Source organism: Aminobacter aganoensis, from assembly GCF_014206975.1.
Classification (GTDB): domain Bacteria; phylum Pseudomonadota; class Alphaproteobacteria; order Rhizobiales; family Rhizobiaceae; genus Aminobacter; species Aminobacter aganoensis.
The window spans coordinates 44,063-61,426 of the sequence record NZ_JACHOU010000009.1; the positions used below are offsets into that span (position 1 = coordinate 44,063).

Annotated in this window: 19 protein-coding genes and 2 pseudogenes; 3 read left to right on the forward strand and 18 right to left on the reverse strand. The window is 64.6% G+C overall.

Annotated elements, in window-relative coordinates; all coding sequences use genetic code 11:
* Positions 1–190: 190 nt before the first annotated feature.
* Positions 191–751: a hypothetical protein gene (locus tag GGR00_RS17315; protein WP_184700129.1), complete on the reverse strand. Its 561-nt coding sequence runs from the start codon at positions 749–751 to the stop codon at positions 191–193.
* Between the two features lie 656 nt (positions 752–1,407).
* Between GGR00_RS17315 and GGR00_RS17320 the strand changes: the two genes are divergently transcribed.
* A complete protein-coding gene (locus GGR00_RS17320) occupies positions 1,408–1,665 on the forward strand; it encodes a WGR domain-containing protein (protein WP_184700130.1) in 258 nt (85 codons plus the stop codon).
* A 138-nt stretch (positions 1,666–1,803) separates the two neighbouring features.
* Here GGR00_RS17320 and GGR00_RS17325 read toward each other — a convergent pair whose 3' ends face one another.
* The 11 genes from GGR00_RS17325 to GGR00_RS17375 form a co-directional block, all read right to left on the reverse strand.
* Positions 1,804–2,133, reverse strand: coding sequence for a DUF736 family protein (locus GGR00_RS17325; protein WP_184700131.1), 330 nt, complete (start codon positions 2,131–2,133; stop codon positions 1,804–1,806).
* A gap of 62 nt (positions 2,134–2,195) precedes the next feature.
* Entirely contained in the window at positions 2,196–2,519 is a 324-nt protein-coding gene (locus GGR00_RS17330) for a DUF736 domain-containing protein (protein WP_184700132.1), read from the reverse strand.
* A 733-nt stretch (positions 2,520–3,252) separates the two neighbouring features.
* Positions 3,253–3,786 (reverse strand): hypothetical protein, encoded by a 534-nt coding sequence (locus GGR00_RS17335; protein ID WP_184700133.1) that lies wholly within the window; start codon positions 3,784–3,786, stop codon positions 3,253–3,255.
* Positions 3,787–4,087: 301 nt separating this feature from the next.
* Positions 4,088–4,507, reverse strand: a complete 420-nt coding sequence (locus GGR00_RS17340) for a hypothetical protein (protein ID WP_184700134.1) — start codon at positions 4,505–4,507, stop codon at positions 4,088–4,090.
* Positions 4,497–4,757 (reverse strand): type II toxin-antitoxin system prevent-host-death family antitoxin, encoded by a 261-nt coding sequence (locus GGR00_RS17345; protein ID WP_184700135.1) that lies wholly within the window; start codon positions 4,755–4,757, stop codon positions 4,497–4,499. Before GGR00_RS17345 ends, GGR00_RS17340 begins: the two co-directional genes overlap by 11 nt.
* 62 nt (positions 4,758–4,819) lie before the next feature.
* Positions 4,820–5,761 carry a DUF2493 domain-containing protein gene (locus GGR00_RS17350; protein ID WP_184700136.1) on the reverse strand — a complete coding sequence of 314 codons (942 nt, stop codon included), beginning with the start codon at positions 5,759–5,761 and terminating at the stop codon, positions 4,820–4,822.
* Positions 5,762–6,014: 253 nt separating this feature from the next.
* Positions 6,015–7,073: a DUF7146 domain-containing protein gene (locus GGR00_RS17355; RefSeq protein ID WP_184700137.1), complete on the reverse strand. Its 1,059-nt coding sequence runs from the start codon at positions 7,071–7,073 to the stop codon at positions 6,015–6,017.
* A gap of 15 nt (positions 7,074–7,088) precedes the next feature.
* A complete protein-coding gene (locus GGR00_RS17360) occupies positions 7,089–11,546 on the reverse strand; it encodes a strawberry notch family protein (protein ID WP_184700138.1) in 4,458 nt (1,485 codons plus the stop codon).
* 136 nt (positions 11,547–11,682) lie between these two features.
* Positions 11,683–12,054, reverse strand: coding sequence for a hypothetical protein (locus tag GGR00_RS17365; RefSeq protein WP_184700139.1), 372 nt, complete (start codon positions 12,052–12,054; stop codon positions 11,683–11,685).
* A 47-nt stretch (positions 12,055–12,101) separates the two neighbouring features.
* Positions 12,102–12,380: a hypothetical protein gene (locus tag GGR00_RS17370; protein ID WP_184700140.1), complete on the reverse strand. Its 279-nt coding sequence runs from the start codon at positions 12,378–12,380 to the stop codon at positions 12,102–12,104.
* 71 nt (positions 12,381–12,451) lie between these two features.
* Positions 12,452–12,904, reverse strand: coding sequence for a hypothetical protein (locus GGR00_RS17375; protein WP_184700141.1), 453 nt, complete (start codon positions 12,902–12,904; stop codon positions 12,452–12,454).
* A 184-nt stretch (positions 12,905–13,088) separates the two neighbouring features.
* Between GGR00_RS17375 and GGR00_RS17380 the strand changes: the two genes are divergently transcribed.
* Together GGR00_RS17380 and GGR00_RS17385 are read left to right on the forward strand one after the other, a co-directional pair.
* Positions 13,089–14,279 carry a DUF1173 domain-containing protein gene (locus GGR00_RS17380; protein ID WP_184700142.1) on the forward strand — a complete coding sequence of 397 codons (1,191 nt, stop codon included), beginning with the start codon at positions 13,089–13,091 and terminating at the stop codon, positions 14,277–14,279.
* Between the two features lie 416 nt (positions 14,280–14,695).
* On the forward strand, positions 14,696–15,094 hold the full coding sequence (locus GGR00_RS17385; RefSeq protein WP_184700143.1) for a hypothetical protein: 399 nt from the start codon (positions 14,696–14,698) through the stop codon (positions 15,092–15,094).
* A 10-nt stretch (positions 15,095–15,104) separates the two neighbouring features.
* Here the strand turns inward: GGR00_RS17385 and GGR00_RS17390 are convergent, their stop codons facing one another.
* The 6 genes and pseudogenes from GGR00_RS17390 to GGR00_RS28675 all read right to left on the reverse strand — a co-directional run.
* Positions 15,105–15,392: a hypothetical protein gene (locus tag GGR00_RS17390; protein WP_184700144.1), complete on the reverse strand. Its 288-nt coding sequence runs from the start codon at positions 15,390–15,392 to the stop codon at positions 15,105–15,107.
* The gene (locus GGR00_RS17395; RefSeq protein ID WP_184700145.1) at positions 15,389–15,814 is read right to left on the reverse strand and encodes a hypothetical protein; all 426 of its coding nucleotides are present in this window, start codon (positions 15,812–15,814) and stop codon (positions 15,389–15,391) included. The genes GGR00_RS17390 and GGR00_RS17395 overlap by 4 nt, the downstream gene beginning before the upstream one ends.
* A gap of 96 nt (positions 15,815–15,910) precedes the next feature.
* Positions 15,911–16,219 carry a DUF4326 domain-containing protein gene (locus GGR00_RS17400; protein ID WP_184700146.1) on the reverse strand — a complete coding sequence of 103 codons (309 nt, stop codon included), beginning with the start codon at positions 16,217–16,219 and terminating at the stop codon, positions 15,911–15,913.
* A gap of 211 nt (positions 16,220–16,430) precedes the next feature.
* Positions 16,431–16,595 (reverse strand): annotated as a pseudogene (locus tag GGR00_RS28510) (DUF1419 domain-containing protein); the annotation flags it as partial.
* Positions 16,596–16,708: 113 nt separating this feature from the next.
* Positions 16,709–17,119, reverse strand: coding sequence for a DUF6915 family protein (locus tag GGR00_RS28305; protein ID WP_246441435.1), 411 nt, complete (start codon positions 17,117–17,119; stop codon positions 16,709–16,711).
* 6 nt (positions 17,120–17,125) lie between these two features.
* Positions 17,126–17,335 (reverse strand): annotated as a pseudogene (locus GGR00_RS28675) (DUF6915 family protein); the annotation flags it as partial.
* Between the last annotated feature and the right edge of the window lie 29 nt (positions 17,336–17,364).

Below are 17,364 nucleotides of genomic sequence, written 5' to 3' on the forward strand. Positions count from 1 at the left end.
GGGACGTCAGGGGAAGACCCCGCGCCCGCAGGGCGCGTCCTTATCCGGCGACCAGCCGGCTATGACGGCGAGTCCGCCCTGGGGGCGCATCTCGATTGGAACGGGCTGAGCGATGATGTCGCATGGCTGTGCGATGACACGCCGGACATGAAAAGATCGAGGCGGCTCGCACCGTCTCGATCCCGGGCCGTCAGTCGCGGCCGGCGTCCTTTGTGGCAAAGAACGTCTCCGGGTCCTGCCCGATGCTTTCCCACCACGCAGCCTCTGCTTCGACTTCGCTGTAGTAGACGTGGTCGATGGTGAACCTTGCGCCGGTGATGTCCTCGACCTCGGTGATGATCTTGGCGAGACCGCTGAGTTTTTCAGCCGGGACCGGCAGTGCGATCGGCACCTCGCTGTCGCGGTAGTGCCAGCTGCCGGTGTTGTAATTGTAGTATTCGCGCGTGCTATCGTCGACCAGATACTTGTCGAGAAGCGCGATCGGCTCATCCAGCCATGTCCCATACCAAGCGGCATGGCAATCGTGCTGGTCGAAAAACGCATCCTCTTCATCCACCGTTCCGCGTGCTGCGGCAAGCGTGCGGCCGGCGGCAAGGATCCTGCGCTGCGCTTCGATCATTTCGGCGAGTTTCGCCGCCAGCCTGTCATGGACGCCGCGTGCGAGATCGGTGTCGCAGCCGAGACGGTTGGCGAGAACGAGGATGCGCAGGCCCGAGAGCTGCGCGACAAGCATGAGAGTATCGTGTGCCATGTCATGGTCTCCTTCATCTTGATGACGGAGGCCCGGCGACAGGCAAGTCGAGTATCGGGTCAAGGATCGCGAAGCGACCGCCGGAGGCGGCAAGCGGAGGAGCCGATTTTCTGGCGGCGCCCTTCTTCAGGGCGACGGCTGAAAATTGGAGGTGCCGCGCAGTCCTTGAGGCGATGGGAGCGGCCAGTAGACTGGGACGTCAGAGAGATAGACCCGCATCCCCGCCAGGGGATGCGTCCTTGTCCGGCGACCAGCCGGCGGGGTGTGCGAGGGGATGCCCCTCGTGGCATTGGGGGGCGGTCGATCCGGTCCACGATGCCCTGCGAGAGGCGATCGTTACCGCAGGCGGAGACTGCGTCAGCAGGCTCCGGGAGCGGCGCGCCAGCGTCGCGAGTAGAGCGCGGTCGGCCGCAGGCCGGCTCGCCCGGACCTTTCGCATCGAACGACTGGATAAGGATAGATCGTTGAGCTTGGTCGCGTCCTGAACCGGGCCACCCCCTTATCGCCGGCGTCGCACGGCAGGCATTCTTGAGCTTTGATGCAGCCCGCTGCTTCCCTGCATAGGCTGGTGATTCATCAGCCATGTGAATCGATCCCCGGCAATCGATTCAGAAAAGGCGTTGGACCGACCATATCCGCTTCGCGAGAATTGGATCATGCAGAAGCCCGACATGCTCCACCTCCATCGCATCGACCCTGCCCGCAACATTGCGCGGTTCTACGTATTGTCGGTCACACCAACGCTGTTCGGTTCCGCCTCGCTGGTCCGCCATTGGGGCCGCATGGGCACGTTGGGGAGAACACGGATCGATTTGTTCGGCGCGCATGGCGATGCGGAAGCAGAGCTTCACCGCATGGCGCGTATCAAGCGCCGCAGGGGCTATGTCGATGTCGAACGGGAATCTGGCATGTGAGGAGGGCCCGGCAGGAGCCTTCTGGCTCCATATCCGCGCGGCTTGGGCATGCTGCCGGCGCATCGCCGCGGCCGGGACAGGGCGGCGATGCCAGCGTCGTTGTCGCCGCTGGCGAAAGTGAAAAGGATGGCGAAGAGGTCAGGCGTTCAGGCTGATCTCCGTGATGCGGTGAAGCTGGGCGGACCATCGCCCCGGGAACTCCGGCGATTGCCAGGCCACGCCTGAGATGCGCTTGCCCGCCGGGTGTTCGATGAGAATGGCGATGTAGGGGATGCGCTCCTTGGCGCTGAGCATGGTCCAGCCATATCCGAAGTCGACGCGGTCGCCGCTGTCGATGCGATAGTCGGGCGCGTGATCGTCCGTGCGCTCGACGCGCCGCAGCGTCATCGGCAGCTTCAGCGCGATTTGCAGTTCGATGTCGGGATCGATGGTGCCCGACAGCAAGGCGTGTATCAGATGGACAGTCATTGTGGTGCTCCTGATCGTGACGCAAAGTGAGCCGGTCCCTTGCGGGACCGGCTCGCTGCGGTTCACTCCGGGTTGTTCCAGAGAATGACCTTCTTGTTCTCTTCGCCGCCGGGGGCCGGTGCGAGGTTGCCGAACACGACCCCGATCTCGGGCGCCTCGAGCTTGAACGAGACGGTCTCCTTGCCGGAGCGCTGCGAGATGTGGAACCAGCCGGCTCCGATCTCGAAGCCCGTGCGCTTGTTGAGCACGCGGAAGTCCGGGGCGTCCTGATGGGACTTGTTGGCGTTCGGGACGACGGTGATCGGGGCGTTGACCCGCAGCGTGGCGAACACGCCGTCCATCGAGCCATCGGCCTTGGTGGTGAGGTTTGCGATCGTGGTGGCCATGGTACTTCTCCTTCGGTTGCATCGGGACCATTCCCGATGGCGCCAAAGGAGAGGGCCGTCCTGCTGCGGACAGCTCGGCCAAAAATTTCACGAAATTCTATTTTCCGCAGATGGCGGGCCGCACTTTTCAGGGCCCCGCTTGCGGGACGGAAAGTGCCTGGCCCGCGAACAAAGACCGAAATCGGATTTTGCTTAAATTTTTGCCGAGTCTTACCCCGTCAGGGGTTGGCCGCAGTAAGCAGGCGGTCCTCTACAAAGGCGACATGACACGGGATTGGTCCGGATGTGAGCGAAGGCGACGCCCCCCGGCCACCATCGCAATTCCCGCCGCCGGTACGCCGGTCGCCGTCAAGCCTTTGCCGTGGCTGCGGCCAGCCTCACCATCGCCTCACCCGAACCCGGCCGTTCCGCGCAGGAGTCCGCACAGGCTCCGTCCGTCATCATGCACGCGGATTTCGCGATCCGAGCCGGCGGTGCCGGTCGAACTCCGCTCCGGCGGATGATCTCCCGCTCCGGCGCGGCGGCCGGGAACGCGCAGCCTGATCTGCGACCGCCCGGCCCTTGGCGCGACGGACATGCGTGCCGATCCTCTGAAATCTCCGGCGCGGCCGCAGGGGGCGGTTTCGCGAGGGCCGGCGCGCGTTCGTCGCGATCTCGACGAGCGCCACTGGTCGGCCTTCGGCCGGATTGGGTGGGTGGCTGTCGCCGGCTGGTTCGGGAGGGCACGCTGGGATCAGGCCGCCAGCGCCAAACGCTCATCTTCGCTCATGCGTGCCTCGATGGCGCGGCGGACCTCGCCGCCGGCTTCGTCGAGCATGGCGCGCGCGTCCCCGATGGTGTGGACCGTGGCCACCCGACCCCGCATCATGTCGTAGACGACGCAGGGACTGCCGATCACGGCAAGGCGCAGTATGTTGAGGCAGGTGCCGGGCGACGCACCGTCCCACACCATCAGGCCGAAATCGGCGCGGCGGGCCATCTCGCGGTCCTTCTCGGCATGGATCGCGAAGCCCTTCGCGCCGTCGGGCGGCGGTATATGATAGGCGGCCCAGTCGCCGAGATTGTTGCGCGGTTCGGCCCGGGCATGGAAGACGCCGACATGCTCGTAATTGTAGCCCGCGAGCAGGCCCTGCATCTCGGCGTCGGATCCGGGCGCATCGCCGATCAGCACGCCATGCTCCTGTGCGACGATCGAGCCGATCCGCTCGATGGCAGGGGGTGGCAATTCGAACAAGTCGCGTGACCCTCCGAGGAATATCATCGCCATGGCCGCTCTCCTTTCTCTCATAACGCAGCAGCCCCCTCCCCAGCCCTCCACTCCCTCCCCGCCGCCCAAGCATCGGCTCAACCCAAATGATAAGAGGGGCACGATCCGCGCTGGCGATATCGATAGACGATGCGTCGATCACGCCCGTCGACTGGCAGAGCTGCGGCTTCGCCGGCAAGTCGTCAGATGGCGGACCAATCAACCACGTGCAGCGGCGGGATGTAGTCGGACCGAGGATTGCCTGAAGGACAACCGTATCAGCGAGGGTGAAAAGCCGCATACATCGTCTGGTGGGGCGGTGTCAGTCCAGACGGCTGACACGCCGCCCGGATGCCTGCGCTTCGATGAAGGCGGTGGCGATTTTCATGACGAAGGCCTTGCTGAATCGGCCGTGGATCTTGCTGTGTGGTTCGAGATGAAAGGAGCGCTCGGCAATGTCGTAATTGTATTCGTCGGCGACGATCCAGCACCGCCTGATATTGCTGAGACCAGCGCGCCTGCATTCGATATCGGAGACCTCGATCGAGACGCGACCGGCCTGTGGCGGTTGGGTGGTGATCGCCAGCAGCGCCAGATGGGTGAGACCATCCTTTGCACCTCGAATGGCGACGATGACGCAGCTTGGTCGGACCTTGCGGCCTTCGGTCTCGCCACGCTCGTGCTGCCATGCCCAGAGATAGGGATAGTCGATGACCTGGCCGGGCAGGAACTCAACGCTCATCGTCGTAGCCCTCCCCTTGCGACAGCCGGTCGATCGCGTTCAGGAACATCTCGCGATGGTCTTCGGGCATCTCGGATACATGATGGGCGCGCCGTGGATCGCTGCCGCGGCGCATCCGCTCGTAATGTTCAAAGCTCATCAGCACGAAACGGGGTTTTCTGTGCTTGGTGAGCACGACCGGTTCTCGGGCGGCGGCATCGGTGACGTCGCCGACCTGCTTGTTGAGATCGCCTGTCGTGAATTGCCGCATGGCCGTACTCCGTAAAGTCTCCATAATATCCATATTTTCCAGATTTGCAAGAAAACCGGCGCTTACGCGCCGGCCTCCGTGAAGCGCCAGACGGGAATACCGAGCTTGCGGGCCTTGTCGGTGAGGTTGTCCGTGATGCCCGAGCCGGGAAAGACGATCAGCCCGTAGGGCATTGCCGTGAGGAGCTGGTCGTTGCGCCGGTAAGGAGCGGCCTTGGCGTACCTGTTCCAGTCCGGCTTGAAGGCGATCTGCGTGACCTTGCGGGCATCGGCCCAGCACGCTGCGATCCGCTCTGCGCCGCGTGGGGTGCCGCCATGCAGCAGCACCATATCGGGATGCTTCTCGCGCGCCTTGTCGAGGGCGGCCCAGATCCGGTCGTGGTCATTGAAGTCCACGCCCCCGGAAAAGGCGATCTTGGTGCCGGCCGGCACAAGAACCTCTGTCTCGGCATGGCGGCGCGCGGCGAGGAAGTCCCGGCTGTCGATCACCGCTGCCGTCATGGCCTGATGGGAAACCTTGGAGCCGGTGCGTGGCCGCCAGGCCGACCCTGTCTGCGCCTCGTAGAGGTCGGCGGCTTCGTCGCGCATGATTTCGAGTACGTTGCGGCGCTCGATATAGGTGACGCCTTCGGCCGTCAGCCGCTCCAGCTCGACAGACTTCACCTCGGAGCCGTCCTGCTCGTTCTGGCTGGAGCGTTGTGCCACTTCGTTGCGGTCGAGGTTGCGCGCGACGCGCTCGGCGGCACGGTGAAAGACATTGGTGAAGGACCAGAGCAGGTCGTCGAGGTCGGGTTCGAGCCTGGTGTCGCCGAGCATGCCGGCAAAGGTCTCGACGATTCCCGCGAGGCCAGCGCGGATCACGTTCTCGTCGGGCAGTGGCCGTGGGTCCGGCTCGTCCTGATGCGGACGATGGCCGTACATCTGCAGTTCGAGGATGACGCGGTCGGTGGGCGATGAGGCATGGTAGGGTTCGTAGGCGTCATCGAAGGGAAGTTCGTAGGTCATGGTGGGTCTCCGTCGGTTGGGGCCGCGCCCATCGCGGCCTGACAGCGCATCCCGGCCGCGCCCCGGGCGCGGCCGCACCGAAGGCCGCAGCGAAGCGGAGGACAGCGGGCTTGCCCGCTGTTGCGGCCGTGCCCGGGGGGTGGCAGGGATCGCCTCTCAGGCAGGCCGCGGGCGCGGCCGCTTCCGCCGGACCTTCCTCCTTGCCTGCGGGCCTTCCGCTGACGCCGCCCACCCACCTGCCGGCCCAGCCCGTTCAGCCGGACGGCAAGAAGAGACGCGCATCGTCGGGGAGGAGCTGATCGCGAAGCCACGCGATGAGCGAGGCGGGGCCGAGATGGCGCAGATCGTCGTTGAAGTCGCCGAGTTGCGGCCGCAACGCCAGGGCGAGGATCCCGGCTTCGCCGGCGCGCTGGCTGAGCCGCTCGATGCCATGCCGGCCGGCAGCGTCGGCATCGGCCGCGATGTAGAGGCGACGACAGCCGGGCGGGAAGGACAGGCCCGCGAGGTGATTGGCCGAAGTGGCGGCCGCGACCGGAAGCGCTGGCATCACCGTGCGCAGCGACGCCATCGTCTCGAAGCCTTCGCCGGCGGCCATGACCGGCACGGGCGTGCCGGGCTGCAGGCCGAGCCAGATGGCGTTGCCAAAGAGACGCCCGAGCGAGCGGCGGGGATCGGCGAGCGCGGCCTTGCCCACTGGCCCGCGAGGATCGAGCCCATGGGACAGATAAGTGCGTTGCAGGCCGGTGATCTGCCCGTCGAGACTGGTGACGGCAGCGATCAGGGCGGGCAGCGTGAGCGTCTCGCCGGTCAGCAGATCGCGGTAGTAGCAGCCGGGATGAAAACGCAGGGAGCGCTCGCGGCTGCCGAGCAGGATGCAGCGGCCGGCGAGATAGCGTTCGGCCGGCGTGCCGGCGATCGGCTGCGACATGGCGAAGAGGCGACGCGACGCGTCGGGTGAGCCATGCGCCACCGCAGGGTGGCGCTGCGCGCCGGCGCCTTGCACCTGCGGACGCGGCAGGGCGAGAAAGCGACGCGCTTCATCGGCGACATCGCGGAATTCGACGAGGCCGCAGCTTTCGCGGATGACGTCAAGAAGATCGCCGAACTCGGACGTGGCCTCATCGACCCATTTGCCGGCCGGACCTTTGGCGTTGGCCTTGAGCCGGACATGCATGGAGCGGCCCCGCGTGTTGCGCACATCGCCGACGATCCAGTGATTGCCCGAGCGATGGCCGTTTGAGAGATATTCGCGGCACACCGCCTCGGCATCTTCGCCGAGACGGCGCGCCAGCTCGGAGGCCGAGCCGGCCATGATCGCCTCCCACGCTCAGGCCGGTGCCGACCGGTCGGTGACGCCGACCAGCGTGTGGCGTTCGAGGAGGGCGGCGAGCATGGACGGTCCCTGCGCGCCAGTCGGGATGAACAGCCTGAGCTTCCAGGAGATGATCTCGGAGATCAGGCCCAAAGCCTTCAGCCGCGGTACCATGGCGTCAGAGAAGCCGATCAGCTCGACGCGGTACGCGTTCATCACCCGGCTGCGGCGCAGGACCAGGCCATCGGCAAGCTGCACCCCGATCCGTCCGTCGACCAGTCCGGCCCAGGCGTCCTCCGGAGCCAGCGACGGTACATTGTCGATGCCGAGGTTGCGCAGCATGGTCGCGACCACCGTTGGCGCGATGTGGCGGCCAATGATGCGTTCGCCCGCATCGGTCTGGATTCGGTAGACCTGGCAATCATGATCGGGCAACCGCCGCCAGATCGGCAGCAGCAGGCCTGTGACGATGTGGAAGGTGCTGGTGGTAAACTCGGGGACCGCGGCAACTTCCGCTTGCCAGAGTTCGCTAAACAGCTTTCGGTCGGCCGGCTGCCAATGGGTTTCGGCAAGGGCATCGAGGCCAAATCGCAGCTCGTCGGTCGGGCGCAGCAGACGCACGCGGTGCTCGATCGCGCCATCGTCGAGCATCAGGCTTGCCGTCGGCAGCTGGATCGATGCACGGTTCGACCGTGTATTGACCAGCAGGACCGACTGCGGTTCCGCGCGAACGATTGCCAGCGCTTCGGGCAGACCAAGCGGGCGAATCCGATCCTTGCGCGCAACGGTCAGTACATGCGACTGCGCGCCCGAGACCGGATGTGTATAGACCGTTCGACGATCGGTGACGGTGATGCTCTCCGCTGTGATCGTTTCAAGGCCCTTGTCGTATGTGCCGGCCGCGATGGCGCCTTCGACCTTGGCCGTCATCAGTTGCTCGAAGACTTCGAACAAAAGGTTCTGGGTTTCGATCCGCAGCGCCAGCAGCCGGTTGAGCCAGGTGGTGATCGGCGGCAGCTCGTCGCGCAAGCCGCCCTCTTCGGTGGTGAGCGACAGACCGGTGACCGCCTCGAAGGTCGTGAGCGAGCAGCCGTCGATCTTGCCCTGGTAGAGCAGGTAATAGAACTGGCGCAGCGCCGCGCGGGCATAGGGGCTTTCGAGATTGTCCTCGGCCCGAAACAGCCCTGCCCCGCCGGTCTGCCGCTGGCCGCGTGTGATCGCACCCAGGGTGTCGAGCCGCCGGGCGATGGTCGACAGGAAGCGCTTTCCCGCCTTCACATTGGCGGCCATGGGTCGGAACAAAGGTGGCTGCGCCTGGTTGGTTCGGTGGGTTCGGCCGAGCCCCTGGATGGCATTGTCGGCGCGCCAGCCAGCCTCAAGCAGATAGTGCTTGCGCAGCCTCTGGTTCTTCGCGCCGAGATCGGCGTGATAGGAGCGGCCGGTGCCGCCGGCATCGGAAAAGATCAGGACGCTCTTGTCGTCATCCATGAAGCTTTGCGTCTCGGCGAGATTGGCCGATCCCGAACGATTTTCGACCGCGAGCCGGTCGACGCCGTCGCGGCCGATCTTCCTGACGATACGGCGCGAGCGCCCCGTCACCTCGGCGACGACATCCGTGCCGAAATGATGGAGGATCTGGTCGAGCGCGCTGCCGACCGGCGGCAGCGAGGCGATCCTCTCGATCACCTCGTCGCGGCGGCGTACCGCCTCGCGGCATTGGACGGGATTGCCGTCGGCGTCATGCACGGGGCGCGAATAGACGTTTCCTTCCGCGTCCGAATACTCCTCAAAGAGCTGTGTCGGGAAGGAGTGCATCAAATACCCGCCGACATATTCGCGTGGCGTCACGTCGACATGGAGGTCCGACCATTCCTCGGTCGGGATCTCGGCCAGCCTCCGTTCCATCAGGGCTTCGCCGGTGGAGACGATCTGCACCACGGACGAATGACCGTCGGCCCGGTCCTGCTCGATCGCGCCGATGAGGGTCGGCGTCATCATCGAGGTGATCAGGTGGGAAAAGAACCGCTGCTTGGTGCTTTCGAAGGCCGAGCGCGCCGCAGCCTTGGCGTTGCGGTTCAGCGTGCCGGTCTCGCTGGTGATGTTGGCCGCCTCGAGCGCGGCTGTCAGATTGTTGTGAATGACCTGGAAGGCATCGGCATAGGCATTGTAGATGCGGATCTGCTCGTCGGTCAGCGCGTGCTCGAGCAGGTCGTATTCGACGCCGTCATAGGAGAGCGAACGCGACGTATAGAGCCCGAGCGATTTCAAATCGCGGGCAAGAACCTCCATCGCCGCCACCCCGCCGTCCTCGATAGCCGCGACGAACTCGGCGCGGTTGGCGAAGGGGAAATCCTCGCTGCCCCAGATGCCGAGGCGTTGGGCATAGGCCAGGTTCTCGACGGCAGTGGCGCCGGTCGCCGAGACATAGACGACGCGCGCGTCGGGAAGCGCATGCTGGATCCGCAGGCCGGCCTTGCCCTGCTGGGACGGCGCGACATCGCCGCGTTCACCTTTGCCACCGGCGGCGTTCGCCATGGCATGCGCTTCGTCGAAGACCACGACCCCGTCGAAGTCCTTTCCGACCCAGTCGATGATCTGCGCGATGCGCGACTTCTTCCCATCGCGCGCCTGCGAGCGCAGGGTCGCGTAGGTGGTGAACAGGATGCCTTCGGCAAGACGGATCGGCGTGCCCTGTCGATAGCGCGACAGCGGCTGGACGAGCAGGCGTTCCTGGCCGAGTGCGGACCAGTCACGCTGGGCGTCCTCCAGGAGTTTATCCGACTTGGAAATCCAAATGGCGCGCCGGCGACCCTGCAGCCAGTTGTCGAGGATGATGCCGGCGACCTGCCGACCCTTGCCGCAGCCGGTGCCGTCGCCCAAAAACCATCCACGGCGGAAGCGAACGGCGTTTTCGGCATCTTCAGGTGCAGCGGAGACGACGTCGCAGGTCTCGTCGACGGTCCAACTTCCAGCCAGATGACCGGAATGGGCTTCGCCGGCATAGATCACGCTTTCGAGCTGACCATCGGACAGCTGACCCTCGTCGATGATCGCATCGGGCAGGAGCGGCCGGTAGGACGGTTTTGGCGGCGCGACCGCGGCCATCGCCGCCGACTGGACCAGTGGCGTCGGATGGGCCCTGGCGCGCGGGATTTCGATCGACTGCAGCGCGTAGGGCTCGTAGATCGCGTCAGTGAGACCGCCGCCCTGTTCGGGCATCCAGTCGCGCAGCTCATAGGTGAGCGGAACGGCCGGGCGGCTTCTCGACGCGAGCGGCCGGGCGGGCTTCTCCCGGTGGACAGGACGGACCGGGCTGGCGGCTTTCCGGGAAGCTACCGAGACGGTGATCGGTGCCGACCGCCCCGCGGATCGGGCTGCCATCTGCAGGGTGGCATTGCGCAGGATGCCATTCGACAGCGCGCCGATCGAATCCGGAAAGCCGCCCGGTATACGGGGCGGCAGATCCGAGATCCACGAGAGCAGCGTCTCGACATCCGGCGCTCTGCCGGTCGACGTAACGAATCCGGACGGGTCCGGCGCCGGGATCTTGTCGATGATGGTCAGACGTGTTTCGGCGGTGGTGCCATGGCGGGCATAGACGCGGCCGTCGATCGCCGTGGTGAAGACCACCCTGCCCTGCTGCTGCAGCCGCTCGAAGGCAGGCCGCCATTTCGGGTTTTCAGGAGAAAGGCCCGTGCCGGTGATGGCGACAAGCCGGCCACCGGGCTTGAGGCGGGCAAAGGCCGAGGAGAGATGCCGCCATGCCGCGTCGGAAACATGGCCCTCGACATGCGCGCCGACCGTAAAGGGTGGGTTCATCAGCACGACCGAGGGCTCGATCGCGGGGTCGAGGTGGTCGTCGATATGGGCCGCGTCGTGGCGGGAGACGGCAATTCGGGGAAAGAGCAGGCCGAGCAGATCGGCGCGTGTAGGGGCCAATTCGTTGAGCGCAAGCGACGCCCTGGCGAGTTCGGCATGGACGGCGAGGAGGCCGGTACCGGCCGAGGGTTCGAGAACCGTGTCCGACAACGCGATTGCTGCCGCATGGGCGGTGACGAAGGCGAGCGGGAGGGGTGTCGACAACTGCTGCATGGCCTGGCTTTCGGCAGAGCGCCGCGTATGGGTGGGCATGAGATCGGCGATGCGTTTCATCATCGCCAGGGCCGCCTGCGGCGAGGTCGACCGGGACAGGATGGCCGATCCGTAGCGGCGCAGGAAAAGGACCTGAGCGGCTTCAAGCGCCTCATAGGCATCCTTCCAGACCCACCGCCCCTGTGCATCGCTGCCGCCGAAGCTCTCGCTCATGAAAGTGCGCAGTGCGGCCGTGGTGACGGGTTCGCCTTGTTCGAGGAAGGGAAGAAGGAGCAGTGCCGCCTGATGGATCGCGGCAGCACTTTCGGCAGGGCTGGATGCAGGCGTGACGATGGGAGCTGCCGTCCGGGTGACGGCCGGGGTGGACGTGATGATGTTCATGGAGATGTCCTTCGCGGGAGAGAGTGAGCGCCCCGCCGGCACTCTCTCTGCGCCGGCCGGGCCGCACCCCTCCCGGCCCCGCTCTCCCTCCGTCGGCATGTACGAAGAGACGACGATGCGCGTCCTGGATCGGCCGCTACCGGTTGCCGATTTCCGGCAGGCTGGAACGTGGCGGAACGTCCGGTGTGATCTGGCGGGCTTTCCGCACGAGGTCGGCGAGGAGTCGGCGCAACTCGCCCTCGCCGCTCACGAGATCGAGATGAAGGTCTGCCAGCCGCACAATCAGGGCGGCTGCCTCCGGAAAGAGCCGACAGGCGCCGTCGAACTCGACGGCCTCGGCGATTTCATTGCGGCCTTCGGAATCGAGACGGTCGATGTAGGAGATGAGCCCCTCGCGGCGCTCATCGGCTTCGATGGATTCTGGAAAGCCGGAGCCAAGCATCAGCTCGCGCGCGACATGCTGTGCGATGGCGATCGCGTCGGCATCGCTGGCTGCGTCGATCGTCATGCTGTCCCAGCAGCGCAGCCAGAAGCGCAGTTTGACAATATAGTCGGTCATTGTCCCACCTTCCCTGTGCTGTCCATCGTCCAGGAAGTGGCGTCGGCGACATCGGTCTGCGTAACGTCGATGACAATTGTATCGTCTTCGATCCTGTAGGCCTGCTCTCCGGTGAGAAGACGTCGAGCGCTATCGGCCGGAAGGCCGGGCCAAGTGTCGGTGACGACGCGGAGGATCGCGGCACGGTCGCGCGGAAACACATAGGCGTTGATCGCCCAGGCGATCAGGCCCGGCGCATGGACGAGCGAGCTCGATCCGAGTTTGTACGTCGGCATGGAAACCTCTTGAGCTTCGGAAAATGGGAAGGATTGGTCTGGGCAGGCCGCATCTATGGCGCTGCGTGTTGCTAGTAGAGACGGCGGAAAGCTTGCCGGTCGACGTCCTTGCTGTGGCCGGAAAGGAGGAAGACCCTGCCCTGAACGTCGATGTTCAGGATTCCTTCGGCGTCGAGCGCCGAATTCCAGGCATCACCGAGCAGATCGTCCAGCATGCGGGAAAGTGCTGCGATCAGATGCAATTTGCGGTGGCGGAACCGTAGTCGACGACCCGGCTCTGCATAGCGTAGCTGCAGGGCCGGCAGGATGAACCGGCCCGCATCGCCATAGGCGTTGGCGCTGTGAATATAGCAGCCGAAGGGAAGATCCTCGAACTCGATGTCGGCGCGCGCGATGCGGGCGGCGGCGAGCGTATCCAGGATGACGGTCTTGTTGCGCAGAAGTGCGGCGCGCCGCCAAGGAGCAAGAATGCCGGCTTCGCAGGCGAGCCTGTCGGTGGTCGCTGTCGAGGAGTGGGGAAGCATCGTGGTTCTCCGAGAGCGGCCGGGTGAACGACAGCCGGCAACCCGCTCTCTCCGCGCCGGCTCTCACCCCCTGCCGGCCGCCCTCTCCCTCGGACGATGCTCGATCCCAGGGTTGCATCCTGCCCGAAGCCGTGACTCAATACGAATACAGGGGATGCGGCGGCGACCCGGAGCAAGGGAGGTAATGCGGCGATTTTCGATTGGCGGTGACGTCTTCACCGATGAGGTGCCGGAACTGCAGGCAGCGCTTGCAGCAGCCTACACCCGCAAGGAGCGGCCGCTGTGCCTGTGCCGCGATCCGGGATGCGCGATGTACATCGCGCAGATCGGCGATCTTCACGTGATCAAGCGCATGCCGCTCAGTGGCGGCGAGCACGATCCCTCCTGTGAGTCCTACGAATCTCCCTATGCGCTGTCAGGTCTCGGACCTCTGATGGGAAGTGCTATTCAACTCGACGCTGAAAGTGGCACGGCGGCGCTCAAGCTTGACTTCAGCCTGTCGAAGACCGGCAGTCGGGCACCGCCCGTCGCGGGCGACGGCGGTCCGGCCGGCGTAAGCGCCGACCAGAGGAAACTGTCCTTGCGTGGCCTGCTGCACTATCTGTGGCACGAGGCCGAGCTGACCGTCTGGACCTCAAGGTGGGCGGGGAAACGACATTGGTGGAACGTACGTTGGCATCTGCTCGAGGCGGCGAAGCAGATGACTGTGAAGGGTGGCCAGCTTTCGGACATTCTGTTCGTCCCTGAGCCGTTTCGTGCCGACAACAAGGAGGCCATCGAGCAGCGGCGCAGCGTGGCGCTCGCCGCCGCGTTGCCGCCGAAGACCGGGCCACGCCGGCTGATGGTGCTTGTCGGCGAGGTGAAGGAAGTCGCGCCGGCGAGATCGGGCCAAAAGGTCGTCATCAGGCATCTGCCGGGATTTCCGCTACTGATCGACGATACGCTACATCGGCGGCTGCTGGCCCGCTTCGAGCGCGAATTCTCGCTGTGGGGCGCCGATCCTTCTTCGCATTTGATCGCCGTTGCAACGTTCGGACTGAATCCGGCGGGGCTGGCCATCGTCGAGGAAGTCGCGCTGATGATCGTGTCGGAAAACTGGATCCCCTACGAGACGATGTACGAGAAGCGGCTGGTCGATGCTCTTGCCCGGTTCCGTGAAAAAAGCATCAAGGGCCTTCGCTACAATCTGCACCCGGATCAACCGATCGCGAACGCGCTTCTTCAGAACAGGAGGGAGCCGTTCGCCCTCTTCATCGTTCCGGCCGGAGCGGATGAGGACTTCGAAGCGTCCTTGCAGGACATGATTGCGGCACGCCCGGAAATGAGGCCGTGGATATGGCGTGTCGCCGACGGTGACATGCCGGCGTTGCCCTGATCCGGTTTGTGGGACCGTGTACTGAAGCGCTTCCATCAACGTGGTGAATCGGTTCGCCGCCATTGATTCAAAGAATGCGTTGGACGGCCTTATCCCTCGCAGCGATCATGACGGCATGGCGGGGAAAGAGCAGCAATCGTGCATCAGGGTGAGCATCCTGCGACCTTCGGGCGAGCAGTCTCGGAGTGCCGATATCCGTTTGATTGTCGTCGCAGTTGATGTGGACGGTGGGAATGGCCGGGTCGATTGCCGCTCGGACCTACGCGGGGAGCCTCTTGCCAACTGGCTTGCGCGCCGACATCATCCGGTGGATGCACGTATTCTCAAGCCTCGTGCGGGTGGACGGTAGAACGTGGCCGATGTAGGTGGGCCCGGTGATCCGGTCCACGGATCGAATCCTGTCCAGGACGCCAATCATGAAGCGGCAGACCCGACCCTTCGTCGTCGAGGTGAAGAAGAAGCGTGGCGACGGTGCCCGGAAGCAGTCGATATGGGGCGGACTGGATCTTTCTGCGATCGCCGCCGAAGCGAACAACGAACTGCCAGATTCCGCGCCGTCGCAGACGGAGGCGAAGGTCATGGAACCCGCTGCGCCAGAAAATGTGGCGGTCGCTCCGTCCATAATCGCGCCTCCCAGGGCGCAGGGCTATCCGGATATCGAAGCGAACGATCTCGCGCATGCGCCGGGTGACGTGGCTGACATCGACCCGGCGAGTCCGAAACCATCTCGTAGACGACGCGGAAGCACCGAGAGCCTTCCGCGGGGCCAGCGATGGAAGCGGCGGCTGCCTGAGGTGCTTCGCAGGAAGAAGTAGGCCGAACGGCCTATTCGTAGCGAGGCCGGGTTTCGGGATAGAATTTTGGAGCGAAGTCCTCGTAGACCGAGACCGAATAGCGGCCGCCTGCATAGACGACTGACCTCACATCTGGTCGGTGCTGCTGCAGGCGCTCCAGAAGACGGTTGGCGCGATGGGCGACGGCGAATGCCTTTTCTTTGGTCTTGAAGGTGCGCCAGACGCGCACGATCTGGCCAGTGTCGTACCACCAGCCGCCCTCTTCAGGCCCCCCACAGACCCTATTGATCTCGTAGAAGGCCAGGACATAGTTTGTCATGACGATGCCTCCGGCATGGATCCCTGATCGGGATCGCGGCGTTCTTCGATGATGGCTTTCGCCTTTTCGACGGCCGCGACGGCTTTCGGTAACCAGCGCTCAAAATCAATCCGAGAGAGCCCCATGGGCTGGGCCGGACAGGCGAGCAGGTCGAGCAAGACGGGGAAGTGATCGACCATGCGCTGCGTCGTTTCCTCGAAATGCGACGGTATCGCCAACGCCTCGCCCCTGTAGGCGCAATCCGCCCCGCTCCAGATGCCGGTGATGTAGGTGTGGCCCGCGCATTCGAAGTCGGGCAGTTCGCCCGACCAGTCCGCGTCCTCGATGGCGAGACGGCACGCGTCCGCTGGCGTTGCGGCATCGTAGGTGCGCTGCCGGTAGTAGGGCATGCGGTAGGTGGCTTCGATGGTGAACCTGGGCATGGGATTGCTCCTGTCATGAAAAACGATGCCCGGCACGAGGCCGGGCGGAAAATGTGATAATTCGGTGATTGCCGAACGATCAGCGAGGCATGCCGATCATCCGCCCGCTTTGACGCTGCGCCACCAGGCGATGCGCTCCTCGCGCGTGGCGTTCGCCAGTCGGATCAGAAGATTGCCGTGACATAGCTTGGGTCGACAAAAGCAAACGAGGTCACAGCCCTTCAATTCGTCGAGCGATCTGAGCAGGTCATGCTGATCGGCGAGCCAGTGCTCGTGCTTCGCGACCACGGTCTGACGATCGCCGTCGCGGCCGATGACGAAGCGATTGCCCCATTTCGATCCACGGCCGATGTATTTGGCTTCCGGCGCGATGACGTCTGTGTGCTTGTTGAGGACTCGGCACATTGTTGCGGTTCCCGTTCATGAAGGTTGCGTGGCAATCGTTAGAATCGTGATGCCGGTCCCCTCTCCCGAAACCCGACACCACCTCCCGCCGCCCTGCCTCTACCTCCCGCGCGCAACCCCGGCCGAAACCAGCCGCTGGGCGCGTCGAATGTTCGATATGGACATGGCGGATGGCCTTCGCGGACGCCTTGCATCTTGGCAGGCCGAGCATGAAATGGTAGTCTGACGGGCTTATCTCGAACCATTCGCACGCATATGGCGTGCCGGACAGCGGATCGAACGCCGGATTGTCCTGGTGGTGGTTGAACAGCCGGAACATCTGCTCGCGCGTGGCGACCCCGTCGAACACCTTCCTGAAGGGAGGATGTGAAGTCATGGCGGTTTCTCCTGGACGCAGACCGGCATCGCGCGGCGTGGACCGCGGCGTGTGACGGCATGCAGTTGGTGGTGGTTGGATGCCCGACGGATGGATCGGGAGGTTATCGTCTGCTAGTCGAGGCCGAGCTTACGTGGCGATGTCGCCTGCAACATCCAGCGCTCGGCCTTGATGCGCCTGAGCACGTCGATCGCGGGAGGGATCGAACCTACTACGGTTTGAACATGGCGTTCGGCGACGATCCGTGTCGGCACTGTGGTGCCACTATCCGACTGTAAGACCGGACCGAAGCGAGTCTCGGCTTCGAAGACGCCGAACGAGTGATGGCGAAACAGCAGATGCTCGATCCCGTCGCACCAACTGGACGTTGCGAGGAACCAACCGTGGAGCGGCAGATAGAGGCTTGCATCGCCGCCGAAACGGCGAGCGCTGTCCTGCGCCAATTCTTCAGCATCGATGTTTACGGAGCGAAGCCAATCGGGGCGTTGAAAGCCAAGCAACCAGTCGCTTGCCGACGGGATCATGCCGCAATCTTCCTCGAGATGCAGCAGCCCGAGTGTGCGGGTGTCGACGGCAATGCCGTCTCCATTGGCGATGGTGGCGCCGAAGAGCAGAATTGCCTCTTCGACGCCCTGCAGGTGGTGACGAAGTGCGCGATGCGTGAAGCGGCACTGTATGGCCTTCGTCGAGTCGAACCATGTATGGAACTGGAAAAAGTCGCTCCAGCAGCCGCCATGGATTTCGCTGACGAACGCGCATGGTCGTAGGG